Raw genomic sequence first — 13,859 nt, 5'->3', positions numbered from 1 at the left:
CGAGTTTTCCTCCCGTGCGCCGCGCCCGCGTTCAGATGCCCGCGAGCGTGCGCACATGCGCGACGACGCTGCGAGCGAGCGCCGACAGGTTGTAGCCGCCTTCCAGACAACTGACGATGCGCCCTTGCGCGTAGTTGTCCGCGACACGGCGAATCTGCTCCGTGATCCACACGTAGTCGTCCTCGACGAGCCCCATGTTGCCGAGATCGTCCTCGCGATGCGCGTCGAAGCCCGCGGACACGAACAGCATCTGCGGCTTGAACGCGTCGAGGCGCGGCAACCAGATCATGTCGATCGCCTCGCGCACGACCATCCCCTTCGAGCGCGCCGCAATGGGCACGTTGCACATGTTCGGCGCCTGGTTGTCGGCGCCCGTGAACGGATAGAACGGATGCTGGAAGATGCTGCACATCAGCACCCGCGTATCGTTGGAAAACGCCGCCTCCGTGCCGTTGCCGTGGTGCACGTCGAAATCGATGATCGCGACGCGCTCGAGGCCATGCGCTTCGAGCGCGTGCCGCGCCGCGATCGCGACGTTGTTGAAGAAGCAGAAGCCCATTGCGCGCGCCGGCTCCGCGTGATGGCCCGGCGGACGCACGCTGCAAAACGCGTTGTCGTAACGGCCTTCGATGACGGCGTCGGTGGCCGCGACGGCCGCGCCCGCCGCGCGCAACGCGGCCGTCCACGTATGCGGATTCATCGACGTGTCGGGATCGATCTCCGCGTAGCCGGTGCCCGGCGAGCGCTCGCGGATGTAGTCGACATGCGCTTTCGTATGCACGCGCAGCAGCGAGGACTCGTCGGCAAGCGGTGCGGACTCGCGTTCGATCAGCTCGCCGATGCGGCTTGCGATCAGTTGGTCTTCGATTGCCTGCAGGCGCGCGGGGCATTCGGGATGCCATTGCCCCATCTCATGCTGCAGACAGTCTGCGTGTGTATAGAAGCCGGTTGCCATGAGTCGATTTTGGGCGGCGCGCCGCGCGAAGCGAGCGAGGGGCGCTGCGTGTCTCCGTCCATGAGCGCAATGGGTTGCGCGAATACTACGAAGTTACCACACGATGCGCCAGGACCGCGCTGGCGCAACGCTTCTACACAGATCGGCAAACCTCGTCGGGTATACTGCCCCGTGACTTTTTTCCCGCACCCACTCCACTTCACTATGACCGTCAAGCTTGCTCTGTCCGCTCAACATCGGCTACGCGCAACGACTGTAGCCGCCGCACTGACCGTCGCGTGGTGCATGTTCGCGGGAGCCGGCCCGGCCTCGGCGCAGACCGTCAAGACCAAACCGCGCGCGCTGCTCGCGCAAAGCCAGCCTCAGCAGCCGACGCAAGGACAAACGTTCGAAGAAGAGATCGTTCCGCAGCGCTATGCGAACAACGGCAATGTCGACTCGTTCATCAACGACATGGTCGCGCGCTACGACTTCGATCCCACCGCATTGCATGCGCTCTTCGCGCGCGTGAGCTATTCGGCGACGGCGGTGAAACTCGTGACGCCATCGCCGACGCCGTCGATCAAGAACTGGCGCGTCTATCAGTCGCGCTTTCTCGATCCCGTGCGCATCAACGCGGGCGTGAAGTTCTGGCGCGCGAATCAGGCGACGCTGCAGCGCGCGTATGAGCAGTACGGCGTGCCGCCGGAAGTGATCGTCGGCATTATCGGCGTCGAGACGATCTATGGGCGCTACATGGGCAACTTCCGCGTGCTCGACGCGCTCACCACGCTCTCGTTCGACTACCCGGGCACGCCCAATCGCGAGGAACGCCAGGCGACGTTCCGCAAGAATCTCGAAGATTATCTGGTATGGACACGCGACGCGCAGATCGATCCGACGACGGTGCTCGGCTCGTACACGGGCGCGATCGGTATTCCGCAATTCCTGCCGAGCAGCATCGTCCAGTACGCGGTCGACTACGAAGGCAACAAGAAGATCGATCTGCGCACGAGCCAGGCCGATGCGATCGGCAGCGTCGCGAACTATTTACGGCAGAACGGCTGGGAAACGGGCCGGCCCGTCGTATGGAACATCGCGACGGATACGGGCAGCCTCGGCATCGCTCAGGCAGCCGCGACGGGCGCGCCGGAACCGCGCTGGTCGCTGCAGCAACTGTTGAAGGCGGGGATGCTGATGAACCAGCCGGGGCTCGACGCGCGCACGGAAGCGGGCACGCCCGTCACCGTCGTCGATCTGCCGTCGCCGGGCCGGCCGACGGAATACGTGCTCGGTCTGAAGAACTTCTATGTGCTCACGCGTTACAACCGCAGCTTCTTCTATGCGCTCGCCGTCTATGAGCTCGGCGAACGCGTGAAGGCGCAAATGGATGCGACCTCGGCGGGCAATGCATCGGTGCCTTCCGCTTCGCAGTAACCGACTATCGATGTGATGCATGAAAAACGCCGGCGCTTGCCGGCGTTTTCGCTTTCTGCTCCGGCTTGCCGCAGCCGACAAGCGAGGTTACGCGGGGAACACGCCCGTCGACAGATAGCGATCGCCGCGATCGCACACGATGAATACGATCGTCGCGTTCTCGACCTGGCGCGCGATACGCAACGCCACTTCGCACGCGCCCGCCGACGAGATGCCGCAGAACACGCCTTCGACGGCCGCCATCCGGCGCGCCATCGCTTCCGATGCCGACTGGCTCACGTTTTCGACGCGATCGACGCGGCTGCGGTCGAAAATCTTCGGCAGATAGGCCTCGGGCCATTTGCGGATGCCCGGAATGCGCGAGCCCTCTTCCGGCTGCGCGCCGATGATCTCGATCGACGGATTCTGTTCCTTCAGATACTGCGACACGCCCATGATCGTGCCCGTCGTACCCATCGCCGATACGAAATGCGTCATGCGGCCTTCCGTGTCGCGCCAGATTTCGGGGCCCGTCGCTTCGTAGTGCGCGAGCGGGTTATCGGGATTGCCGAACTGGTCGAGGATGATGCCCTTGCCCTCGCGCTGCATCTGCTCGGCGAGATCGCGCGCGTATTCCATGCCGCCCTTCACCGGCGTCAGCAGGATTTCGGCGCCGTATGCCGCCATGCTCTGACGCCGCTCCAGCGACAGGTCTTCCGGCATGATCAGGATCATCTTGTAGCCGCGGATCGCCGCCGCCATTGCGAGCGCGATGCCCGTGTTGCCGCTCGTCGCTTCGATGAGCGTGTCGCCCGGCTTGATGCGCCCTCGCAGTTCCGCTTTCTTGATCATCGAAAGCGCGGGGCGGTCTTTCACCGATCCCGCCGGGTTGTTGCCTTCGAGCTTGCCCAGCACAACGTTGTTGCGGCTGCGGATGTCGTCGTCGACCAGGCGGACGAGCTGGATCAGAGGCGTGTTGCCGATCGTGTCTTCAATCGTTTTGTAAGCCATGTCGTTGTGTGCTGTGACGATGCGCGGAGTCGGGAATCCGTCGATTCTAAACCAGCATCCGGATGGCCGCCCGCCGCCCCTAACGGCCGCATGGATGCCGCGGGGGCCCCGTCTTGTTGCAAGCGGCCACGATTTGGCTGTCACGTGGCTGCGACGTGACTGCATACAGGCAGGCATTTGCGAACGCATTCCCCGCTTTTTCGACGGCGAACGAAGCGCGCCAGTCCGTGCGGCGAGCAGTCGCGCAAACGCAAAAAGCCGCGGCAGGCTGGATCTGCCGCGGAAGCCAGTCACTTGCGTGACGGCTGAAGGGAGCGGTTGCCACGACTCCGGCCAGAAGGAAGATGGCACAGGGCGAGCGCCCGCCGCGCGCGAGCGTTGCCGCGCATGTCAGGCGCTCAGTTCAGGCGGCTATTTCTTGACCACCACGGCGGCGTCGTTCTTCGCAGCGGGCGCGGTCTTCGCGTGAGGCGCCGCAGCCTGTGCGCCAGCAGCAGCGACAGTCGCCGCACCAGCGCCCGATGTGCCGACAGCAAGGCCCTCGGTCTGCAGACGTTCGACGGTATGACCGCCGAGACCCTTGACACGCTTGCTGAGATCCGCCGCATCCTTGAACGGGCCGTGGGCCGCGCGTTCGTCGAGGATGGCTTTCGCCTTCGCGGGACCGATGCCTTTGATGCCGCGCAGCGCGGCTTCGTTAGCGGAATTGACGTCGACCGTAGCGAACGCCTGGCCGAAAGCGGCAAGCATGGCCGCCGTGACGATGACTTTTTTGAACATATGGAATCTCCCTGAAACACCGGCCGGTGACGATCACCGACCGGGAGACTCCAGTGTAGAGAGGCGTACGAACGATTTACACCTGGCCGAATAGCCAACGCACGTAGCGATCGACGCCTTCCTGCACCGTCAGGAACGGCGCGTCGTAACCCGCTGCGCGCAGCTTCGTCTGATCGGCCTGCGTGAAGCACTGGTACTTGCCGCGCAGCGCATCGGGGAACGGGATGTACTCGATCAGCCCGTGCTGCACCAGCTCGGCGAGCGATAGCGCCGGTTTGCCGTCGAGCACGCGCAGCGTGTTGACGACCGTCGATGCGATGTCGTTGAACGGCTGCGCGCGGCCACTGCCCAGATTGAAGATGCCCGACTTCTCCGGATGATCGAAGAAATGCAGATTGACTTTCGCGACGTCTTCGACGGAAACGAAATCGCGCGTCTGCTCGCCCGCCGCATAGCCGTTGTACTCGCCGAACAGCTTCACCTTGCCTTCGGCGCGGAACTGGTTGAAGTTGTGGAACGCGACGGACGCCATGCGTCCCTTGTGCGCCTCGCGCGGGCCGTACACGTTGAAGTAGCGGAAGCCGACGATCTGGCTCTTCGCGGTCGGCAGCACGCGGCGGATCACCTGGTCGAACAGGAACTTCGAATAGCCGTACACGTTGAGGGGCGCTTCGCACTCGCGCTCCTCGATGAAGCGCGACGAGCCGCCATACGTCGCCGCCGACGACGCATACAGAAACTGCACGCCCTGCGCGAGACATGCGTCGAGCACCGCGCGGCTGTAGCGGAAGTTGTTGTCCATCATGTAGCGGCCGTCGGTTTCCATCGTGTCCGAGCAGGCGCCTTCGTGGAAAATCGCCCGCACCTTGCCGAAGTCACCGCGCGCAAAACGCTCGACGAATTCGGTCTTGTCGATGTAATCGACGATTTCGCAGTCGACGAGATTCTTGAACTTGTCGGCGCGAGTCAGGTTGTCGACGGCGATGATGTCGTCTTCGCCGCGCTCGTTGAGCGCCTTGACGATATTGCTGCCGACAAATCCAGCCGCGCCGGTGACGATGAGAGTCATGGTCGTCCTGATGTGATGAGTGTCAACGGATGCGGAGATGCACCGCGCGCCGCACTGCAAGAGCCGGCGCGCGGCGATATCAATGAAAGAGTTCGTCGTAGTCGACGGTGGCCGTGCCGAGCTTGGCGACCACGATACCCGCTGCGCGATTCGCGAGCGTGACGGCTTCGTCGAGCGGCAGACCCGCGCCGATCATCACGGCGAGCGTCGCGATCACGGTATCGCCAGCGCCCGACACATCATACACTTCGCGGGCTACAGCCGATGCGTGCAGAATGCCTTCGTCGGAGAAGAGCGTCATGCCTTCTTCCGAGCGCGTGAGCAGCAGCGCATTCAGGTCGAGCTCGGCGCGCAGCTTCGTCACGCGCGCGAGCAGATCGGCTTCCGACTTCCACTGCCCGACCACCTCGCGCAATTCCGCGCGGTTCGGCGTGATCAGCGTCGCGCCTCGATAGCGCTCCCAGTCGTCGCCCTTCGGATCGACCAGCACCGGCTTGCCGGCCGCGCGCGCCTTTTCGATCATCTTCGTGACGTGCGTGAGGCCGCCCTTCGCGTAATCCGACATCAGGATGACGTCGTGCGTCGGCAGCAGCGCGTCGTAGCGCGCGAGGCCCGCGAGCAGCGCTTCGTGCGCGGGCGCCCTTTCGAAGTCGACGCGCAGAAGCTGTTGCTGACGCGACAGCACACGCAGCTTGATCGTCGTTGGCAGCTCGGGGTCGCGCTCCAGATGCGGTGCGACGCCGCTATCGCCGAGCAGTTGCACGACGCGCTCGCCCGGCTCGTCGTGGCCGACGACACACAGCAAGCCCGCCTGCGCGCCGAGCGCCGCGGCGTTGCGCGCGACGTTCGCGGCGCCTCCCAGACGGTCCTCCTGCTTCTGCACGAGCACCACGGGAACGGGCGCTTCCGGCGAGATGCGATTGACGTCGCCGAACCAGTAACGGTCCAGCATCACATCGCCGACAACCAGCACGCGTGCCGCCGCGAGCCGCTCGCGCGCGACGATGCCGACCTCGGGCGCGAGCGCCGCGCCTTCAGGTACGGTCGGAGTCGGATGTAGATTCAGCGGGTCGTGCATAGGGACGTCCAATCGAGTGGTAGTCGATGCCGAGTTCGGCCATCGCGTCGGGTTCATACAGATTACGGCCGTCGAAGATCAACGGCGTCTTCAGTTCGGCCTTCATATGCACGAAGTCCGGGCTCTTGAATTCCTTCCATTCCGTGACGATGACGAGGGCATCGGCGCCCGCCAGCGTCTCGTCCTGCGTGCTCGTGAAGTGCAGGCGCGCCTGCTGGTCGGGTACGCCGGCGAGGTCGAGCGCGAAGACGCGCTTCGCTTCCGCCGTCGCGACCGGGTCGTACGCGCGCACCGTCGCGCCGCGCGCGAGTAGCTGCGCGATCACGCGGCGGCTCGGCGCCTCGCGCATGTCGTCGGTGTTCGGCTTGAACGACAGGCCCCAAACCGCAAACGTGCGGCCGTTCAGATCGTCGCCGAGCGCGTCCGTGATCTTGCGCACGAGCACTTCCTTCTGCTCGTGGTTCACCTCTTCGACGGCTTCCAGAATGCGCAGGTTATGCCCCATCTCGTTTCCGGTGCGGATCAGCGCCTGCACGTCCTTCGGGAAGCACGAGCCGCCGTAGCCGACGCCCGCGTACAAAAAGTGATAGCCGATGCGCGGATCCGAGCCAATGCCGCGACGCACGGCCTCAATGTCCGCGCCGACCGTGTCGGCCAGATTCGCCATCTCGTTCATGAACGAGATGCGCGTGGCGAGCATCGCATTGGCCGCGTACTTCGTGAATTCGGCCGAGCGCACGTCCATGTAAAGCGTGCGGTCGTGATTGCGGTTGAACGGCGCGTAGAGACGGCGCATCTTCTCGCGTGCCTTGTTGCCGTCGGCATCGTCGTCGATGCCGACCACGATGCGGTCAGGCCGCATGAAGTCATCGACGGCCGCGCCCTCTTTGAGGAATTCAGGGTTCGAAACGATCGAGAAGCGGTGCTGCGCGCTGCCCGCGAGGCCGCGCTTGCGCAGTTCTTCCTCGATGACGGCGCGCACGCGCTGCGCGGTGCCGACGGGCACCGTCGACTTGTCGACGATCACCTTGAAGCTGTTCATCGTGCGGCCGATATTGCGCGCCGCTTCGAGCACGTATTGCAAGTCGGCGGAACCGTCCTCGTCGGGCGGCGTGCCCACTGCGATGAACTGGACTTCGCCGTGCGCAACGCTCGCTTCGACATCCGTCGAAAACGTGATGCGTCCCGCCGCGCGCGAACGCGCGATGATCTCGCGCAAACCCGGCTCGTGGATCGGCATGCCGCCGTTATTCAGGATTTCGATCTTGCGTGGGTCCACGTCCAGACAGAAAACGTCGTTGCCGACCTCGGCAAGACATGCGCCCGTGACGAGACCTACGTAACCCGTGCCGATGATGGTGATTTTCATACGCTTTCCGGTAGGTGCTGCCGGTTCAAAGTTCGATATTTCAGTGCTGCGCAATGGCTCCGCGTTCGGCGCTGTCGCGCTCGCGGCGCTCTTCAGCTCGACGCCGTGATCGGCTCGACGCGGCGCGGCGCATAGGTTTCCCAACCGCTGCAGCCCGGACACTGCCAATAGAACAGCCGTGCCCGGAAGCCGCAATTCTGGCACGTGTACCTTGGCAGATTCTTGGTCCGCTGACGGATCAGCGTGCGCATCAGTTCCAGTTCGCTTCGGCGCGGCTCTTCGGCCACCGCCTGTTGCGCTTCGAGCAAGCGCGTCATGCCCGCCAGATTCGGCGACTTCTGCATCTGCGTGCGCGCGAGCGCATGCGCAGCCTCCGGGCCCCGCAACGCCGACACGTACTGGTACGCGACGTCGAGCAAATCGTTCGACGGATAGCCGTCGACCCACGACGTCAGCAGATCGGCGCCCTCTTCCTGCCGGCCGAGCGCTTCGTAGGCCTTCATGACCTTCTCGGCGACGAGCGGCAGATACGCGGAATTCTGCTCCTCGACGCGCCGCCACTGGGCGATCGCCTTGTCATGATGACCGGCGGCGGCATCGACATCGCCGAACAGGATCGTCGCGCGCACGTTCTGCGGATGCGCCTTCAACGCGAGATCCAGTTGACGCCGCGCCTCCTCGGGTTTTTTCTGCTGAAGCGCTTCCTGCGCAAGCTCGCAGTGGAAATGGCCGATTTCCTTGTCGAGCGACTCGGCGCCCATCGATTCGAGACGGCGCGCCGTGTCGATCGATTTGTTCCAGTCCTTCTCGATCTGATAAATCGTCAACAGAGCACGTTGCGCGCCTAACGCATAGTCGCCCGATTGCAGCGCCTTGAACGTCTCTTCCGCGCGATCCAGCAGGCCGGCCTTCAGAAAGTCCTGGCCCAGTTCGTATAACGCGTGATCGCGCTCGGAGACGGGCAGATCGGCGCGGTTCAACAGGTTCTGATGCACGCGGATCGCGCGGTCGGTTTCGCCGCGGCGGCGGAACAGATTGCCCAGCGCGAAATGCAATTCGATCGTTTCCGGGTCGAGCTTGACGACTTCGATGAACGCGTCGATTGCCTGGTCCGGCTGTTCGTTCAACAGAAAGTTGAGTCCGCGAAAATAGGAACGCGGCAAATTGGCGCTTTCGGACAGTAATGCCTTGAGGTCATAACGCGCGGCCACCCAACCGAACGCGAACGCGACGGGTATGACGAGCAGCCACCAGAGGTCTAGATCCATGCGAATGTGCGGGAGTGCGAAAGAGGCCGCGTGGGGCACGCGGCGTGTAAGGGCTAGATGAGCGGCGGCATCGGCGGTTCTTCGACGGCAACGGGCGTTTCGCGCGCCACGCGCAGTTCACGCTTGAGCCGGCCGTTTTCCATCCGCAAGCGGAACATCGCCGGCAACGACGACACCAGCCCGGCCAGCAGGCCCACCACGAAGAACGCCAGTCCGATCAGGATCAACGGCGCTTGCCACGAATATCCGGCGAGGAAATTCAGCGTAGCGCTCTGCGTATTGGACAGTGCGAGCACCAGCAGCAGCACGAACACCAGCACGCGAATCAGCCAGACGATAAATTTCATGTAGTGATCTCTTGACGGCAGTTGCGGGAGGACGCCGGCCAGATGACGCGTCGCGCCACGGTGTATGCCCGCGCCGAAGTGACCCGTATTGTAAATGAACGCCATGACGACTGGCACAGGCGTGCGGATCGTGATGCCTCGCTGTCGTTTAGGGAATGGATAGAGCGCACGTTCTGGGCTCGCAGCCCGTCAGAATCGACGGACGAAAAAAAAAGCGCCCAAAGGCGCTTTTTCTGGTCAATGCCGACTGGTGTGGCCACCGGCGAACTTCAACCCGAACTGCATACTTGCATGGAGCCGGCTCAAAGATCGTCGTCCGGCGCTTCGTCTTTCAGCGGCTCGCCCGCGCGACGATCGACGCGCTCACGCAACTCTTTGCCAGGCTTGAAGTGCGGCACGTGCTTCTCGGGCACCAACACCTTTTCGCCCGACTTCGGGTTGCGCCCGACGCGGGATGGACGACGGTTGAGGCCGAAGCTGCCGAAGCCACGAATTTCGATGCGATGACCGTTGGCCAGAGCGTCCGACATCGCATCGAGCATCGTCTTCACCGCGAAATCCGCATCCTTGAGGACAAGTTGCGGAAATCGCGTAGCCAGCTGGGCGACCAATTCCGATTTGGTCATACTGCAGCAGACCCCTTAAGGCTTACTGGTTCTGGCCGTCGAGCTTGGCCTTCAGCAGCGCGCCGAGGTTCGTCGTGCCGCTTGCCGCCGAGCTGCTGTCAGCTTGCAGGCCGCGCATTGCTTCCTGCTGCTCAGCCGAGTCCTTCGCCTTGATCGACAGGTTGATGCCGCGCGACTTGCGGTCGATGTTGATGATCATCGCATTGACCTTGTCGCCTTCCTTCAGCACGTTGCGAGCGTCTTCCACGCGGTCTTGCGCGATTTCCGAAGCGCGCAGGTAGCCTTCGACGTCAGCCGTCAGCTGAACCACTGCACCCTTCGCGTCCACCGTCTTGACCACGCCGTCGACGATCGAACCCTTGTCGTTCATTGCAACGAAGTTGCTGAACGGGTCGCCTTCGAGCTGCTTGATGCCCAGCGAAATGCGTTCCTTCTCGACGTCGATGCCGAGAACGATCGCTTCCACTTCGTCGCCCTTCTTGTACTTGCGAACAGCTTCTTCGCCCGTTTCGCTCCACGACAGGTCCGACAGGTGGACCAGACCGTCGATGCCGCCAGGCAGACCGATGAACACGCCGAAGTCGGTGATCGACTTGATGGCGCCCTGGATCTTGTCGCCCTTCTTGAAGTTGCGGCTGAAGTCATCCCACGGATTCGGCTTGCACTGCTTCATGCCGAGGCTGATACGGCGGCGGTCTTCGTCGATTTCGAGAACCATGACTTCGACTTCATCGCCCAGCTGGACAACCTTAGACGGCGCAACGTTCTTGTTGGTCCAGTCCATTTCCGACACGTGGACGAGGCCTTCAATGCCCGATTCGACTTCAACGAACGCACCATAGTCGGTGATGTTCGTGACCTTGCCGAACAGGCGCGTGCCCGACGGGTAGCGGCGCGAGATGCCTTCCCACGGATCGTCGCCCAGTTGCTTGATGCCGAGCGAAACGCGGTTCTTTTCCTGGTCGAACTTGAGAATCTTCGCGGTGACTTCCTGGCCAACCGACAGAACTTCGCTCGGGTGACGCACGCGGCGCCATGCGATGTCGGTGATGTGCAGCAGGCCGTCGATACCGCCGAGGTCCACGAACGCGCCGTAGTCGGTGATGTTCTTGACCACGCCTTCGACGATCGCGCCTTCCTTCAGTGTCTCGAGCAGCTTCGCGCGCTCTTCGCCTTGCGTCGCCTCGATGACGGCGCGGCGCGACAGCACGACGTTGTTACGCTTGCGGTCCAGCTTGATGACGCGGAATTCCAGCGTCTTGCCTTCGTACGGGGTCGTGTCCTTGACGGGGCGCGTGTCGACCAGCGAGCCCGGCAGGAACGCGCGGATGCCGTTGACCATGACGGTCATGCCGCCCTTGACCTTGCCCGTGATCGTGCCCGTCACGAGTTCGTTGTTGTCGAGGGCCTTTTCCAGCGACAGCCACGAAGCCAGACGCTTCGCCTTGTCGCGCGACAGGATCGTGTCGCCATAGCCGTTTTCCAGCGCGTCGATCGCGACGGAAACGAAGTCGCCCGCCTGCACTTCTACCTCGCCCGCGTCATTCAGGAACTCTTCGAGCGGGATGTAGGCTTCGGACTTGAGACCAGCGTTCACAACGACGAAGTTGTGGTCGACGCGCACGACTTCGGCGGAGATCACTTCGCCGGCGCGCATGTCCTGCTTGGTCAGCGACTCTTCGAACAGAGCCGCAAAAGATTCGGTATTCGGGGTAGAGGTTTGCAGGTCGGACATAAAAATCTGAATTTGCATGGTTTTCGCAGCGTCAGGTGAACCACCATGGTTCAGCACTACGGCAAAGGAGCGAAAGCCATACGGGGTTAAGGGTTTAACAATCGCTTCGCGCCTTTTTCATACTCGGCGACGAAGCACCTACACGACAACAAAAACAACTTCGATGCGATCTGCCGCCTTCAGTTCTGCGGGGCCAGCGCCCGGTACCATTGCACCACCTGTTCGACCGCCTGGTCGATCGACAGTGCCGAGGTATCGAGCAGCTGCGCATCGGCTGCGGGCTTGAGCGGCGCGGCTTCGCGCTTACTGTCGCGCTCGTCGCGTTCACGCAAATCCCGAAGCAAGTCATCCATATTAGCAGAAAAACCTTTTTGGATCAATTGCTTATGCCGACGGGCCGCGCGCGCCTCGACGCTCGCCGTCAAAAACACCTTCAGCAAGGCGTCAGGAAAGATCACCGTGCCCATGTCGCGGCCGTCCGCGACCAGACCGGGCTGCTTGCGAAAAGCCCGCTGACGGGCCACCAGCGCGGTCCTGACGGGTGCATGGACGGCAATCGCCGACGCCCGGTTGCCGATCTCCTCGGCGCGGATTTCCGTCGACACGTCGACGCCGTCCAGTTGCGCGATGCCCTCGCGGAAGGTGATATGAAGATCACCGACCAGTTTTGCAAGCGCTTCGACGTCAGCGGCGGCGATCTTGTAGCGCACGCTGGCGAGCGCCGCGAGCCGGTATAGCGCGCCGCTGTCCAGCAGGTGGAAGCCGAGTTCGGCGGCTACCAGCGCGGCTACCGTGCCTTTGCCGGATGCGGTCGGGCCGTCGATCGTGATGACGGGCGTCTGGTGAAAGGGACGTGTCGGTTTCATCTAGAAAGTCGCCCGTCGAAACGGGCGGCGGATGTTGTCAATGCGGGGGTCAGGGTCGAGCGAGCGCAAGGAAGCGCTCGAAATAATCGGGGAACGTCTTGCCGACGCACTTCGGATCGTTGATCCGCACCGGCACGCCGCCCAGGCTCACCAGCGAGAAGCACATCGCCATCCGGTGATCGTCGTAGGTGTCGATTGCAGCGTTCGACGTCAGTTTTTCGGGCGGCGTGACGACGAGGAAGTCCTCGCCTTCCTGCACCTTCGCGCCGACCTTGCGCAGCTCCGTCGCCATCGCGGCGATCCGGTCGGTTTCCTTCACGCGCCAGCTCGCGATATTGCGCAGCGTCGACGTGCCGTCGGCGAACAGCGCCGCGACAGCGATCGTCATGGCCGCGTCCGGAATCAGATTGAAGTCCATGTCGATAGGATCGAGCTTGCCGTGATCGTTGCCGACGCCGCGCACTTCGATCCAGTCGTCGCCCATCGTGACGTTCGCGCCCATTTTCATCAGCGCCGTCGCAAAGCCGACATCGCCCTGGATACTCGCGCGGCCCACGCCCTCGACGCGCAGCGGCCCGCCGCCCAGCGCGCCCGCCGCAAGAAAGTACGACGCCGACGACGCATCGCCCTCCACCATGATCTTGCCCGGAGACTGATAGCGCACGCCGTTCGGAATCGTGAAGCGCTCCCAGCCGAGCCGCTCGACCTTGATGCCGAAGCGCGCCATCAGCGCAATCGTGATCTCGATATAGGGCTTCGAAATCAGTTCGCCCGCCACTTCGACGACCGTCTCGCCGCTTGGCGTCCTGACGAGCGGCAGCGCCATCAGCAGCGCCGTCAGAAACTGGCTCGACACGTCGCCGCGCACGCGGATTGGCGCGTCGACGGCAATTTGCGCCGGACGGATGCGCAGCGGCGGAAAGCCTTCGTTCTCTTCGTAATCGATCTTCGCGCCGATCTGACGCAACCCGTCGACCAGATCGCGGATCGGCCGCTCGTGCATGCGCGGCACCCCATGAATGCGGTAATCGCCGCCGTTCACCGCGAGCGCTGCCGTCAGCGGCCGCACGGCCGTGCCCGCGTTGCCGAGGAACAGATCGGCGCGCGCCGCCGGCAGCGCGCCGCGCGTTCCGGTGACGACACAGGTGTCGCCGTCGCGCTTGAGTTTCACGCCGAGCTTTTCGAGCGCGTCGAGCATCACGCGCGTGTCGTCGGAGTCGAGCAGATTCGTGATCGTCGTCTCGCCCTCGGCCAACGCAGCGAGCAGCAGCACGCGGTTCGAAATGCTCTTCGAGCCAGGCAGACGGACAGTACCGGACGCACGGGAAAATGGTCCGAGATCGAGATGTTCCATGTGAAT

General features: G+C 63.3%; 13 protein-coding genes. 1 reads left to right on the top strand and 12 read right to left on the bottom strand.

The features are described from left to right. Positions 1-31: 31 nt before the first annotated feature. The gene (locus tag AABE10_RS08290; protein WP_342932784.1) at positions 32-955 is read right to left on the bottom strand and encodes a histone deacetylase family protein; all 924 of its coding nucleotides are present in this window, start codon (positions 953-955) and stop codon (positions 32-34) included. 204 nt (positions 956-1,159) lie between these two features. On the opposite strand from AABE10_RS08290, the gene mltB reads away from it, so the two are divergent. Further along, a complete protein-coding gene (gene mltB, locus AABE10_RS08285) occupies positions 1,160-2,371 on the top strand; it encodes a lytic murein transglycosylase B (RefSeq protein ID WP_342932783.1) in 1,212 nt (403 codons plus the stop codon). Positions 2,372-2,458: 87 nt separating this feature from the next. Here mltB and cysM read toward each other — a convergent pair whose 3' ends face one another. The 11 genes from cysM to aroA all read right to left on the bottom strand — a co-directional run bounded on the left by cysM (position 2,459) and on the right by aroA (position 13,853). Continuing rightward, on the bottom strand, positions 2,459-3,361 hold the full coding sequence (gene cysM, locus AABE10_RS08280; protein ID WP_342932782.1) for a cysteine synthase CysM: 903 nt from the start codon (positions 3,359-3,361) through the stop codon (positions 2,459-2,461). 411 nt (positions 3,362-3,772) lie between these two features. Continuing rightward, positions 3,773-4,141: a ComEA family DNA-binding protein gene (locus tag AABE10_RS08275; protein WP_342932781.1), complete on the bottom strand. Its 369-nt coding sequence runs from the start codon at positions 4,139-4,141 to the stop codon at positions 3,773-3,775. A 76-nt stretch (positions 4,142-4,217) separates the two neighbouring features. Further along, positions 4,218-5,210, bottom strand: a complete 993-nt coding sequence (rfaD, locus tag AABE10_RS08270) for an ADP-glyceromanno-heptose 6-epimerase (protein ID WP_342932780.1) — start codon at positions 5,208-5,210, stop codon at positions 4,218-4,220. A gap of 79 nt (positions 5,211-5,289) precedes the next feature. Continuing rightward, positions 5,290-6,288 (bottom strand): D-glycero-beta-D-manno-heptose-7-phosphate kinase, encoded by a 999-nt coding sequence (gene rfaE1 / locus AABE10_RS08265; protein ID WP_090867960.1) that lies wholly within the window; start codon positions 6,286-6,288, stop codon positions 5,290-5,292. Then, a complete protein-coding gene (locus AABE10_RS08260) occupies positions 6,245-7,657 on the bottom strand; it encodes a UDP-glucose/GDP-mannose dehydrogenase family protein (protein WP_342932779.1) in 1,413 nt (470 codons plus the stop codon). Before AABE10_RS08260 ends, rfaE1 begins: the two co-directional genes overlap by 44 nt. A gap of 92 nt (positions 7,658-7,749) precedes the next feature. Further along, complete coding sequence (gene lapB / locus AABE10_RS08255) at positions 7,750-8,925, bottom strand: lipopolysaccharide assembly protein LapB (RefSeq protein WP_342932778.1); 1,176 nt, start codon at positions 8,923-8,925, stop codon at positions 7,750-7,752. Positions 8,926-8,978: 53 nt separating this feature from the next. After that, the gene (locus tag AABE10_RS08250) at positions 8,979-9,272 is read right to left on the bottom strand and encodes a LapA family protein (protein WP_087738089.1); all 294 of its coding nucleotides are present in this window, start codon (positions 9,270-9,272) and stop codon (positions 8,979-8,981) included. A 302-nt stretch (positions 9,273-9,574) separates the two neighbouring features. Then, positions 9,575-9,898, bottom strand: a complete 324-nt coding sequence (locus AABE10_RS08245) for an integration host factor subunit beta (RefSeq protein WP_087738063.1) — start codon at positions 9,896-9,898, stop codon at positions 9,575-9,577. Positions 9,899-9,920: 22 nt separating this feature from the next. After that, positions 9,921-11,651 carry a 30S ribosomal protein S1 gene (gene rpsA, locus AABE10_RS08240; protein WP_342932777.1) on the bottom strand — a complete coding sequence of 577 codons (1,731 nt, stop codon included), beginning with the start codon at positions 11,649-11,651 and terminating at the stop codon, positions 9,921-9,923. Positions 11,652-11,812: 161 nt separating this feature from the next. Further along, positions 11,813-12,499, bottom strand: coding sequence for a (d)CMP kinase (gene cmk, locus AABE10_RS08235; RefSeq protein ID WP_342932776.1), 687 nt, complete (start codon positions 12,497-12,499; stop codon positions 11,813-11,815). A gap of 49 nt (positions 12,500-12,548) precedes the next feature. Next, the gene (gene aroA, locus AABE10_RS08230) at positions 12,549-13,853 is read right to left on the bottom strand and encodes a 3-phosphoshikimate 1-carboxyvinyltransferase (protein WP_342932775.1); all 1,305 of its coding nucleotides are present in this window, start codon (positions 13,851-13,853) and stop codon (positions 12,549-12,551) included. Between the last annotated feature and the right edge of the window lie 6 nt (positions 13,854-13,859).

The sequence above is a fragment of the Paraburkholderia diazotrophica genome (assembly GCF_038900755.1).
In the GTDB taxonomy this organism is placed as follows: Bacteria; Pseudomonadota; Gammaproteobacteria; order Burkholderiales; family Burkholderiaceae; genus Paraburkholderia; species Paraburkholderia diazotrophica_A.
The sequence above is the reverse complement of the archived record's forward strand: the minus strand, read 5'-3'. Positions and strand labels throughout refer to the sequence as shown.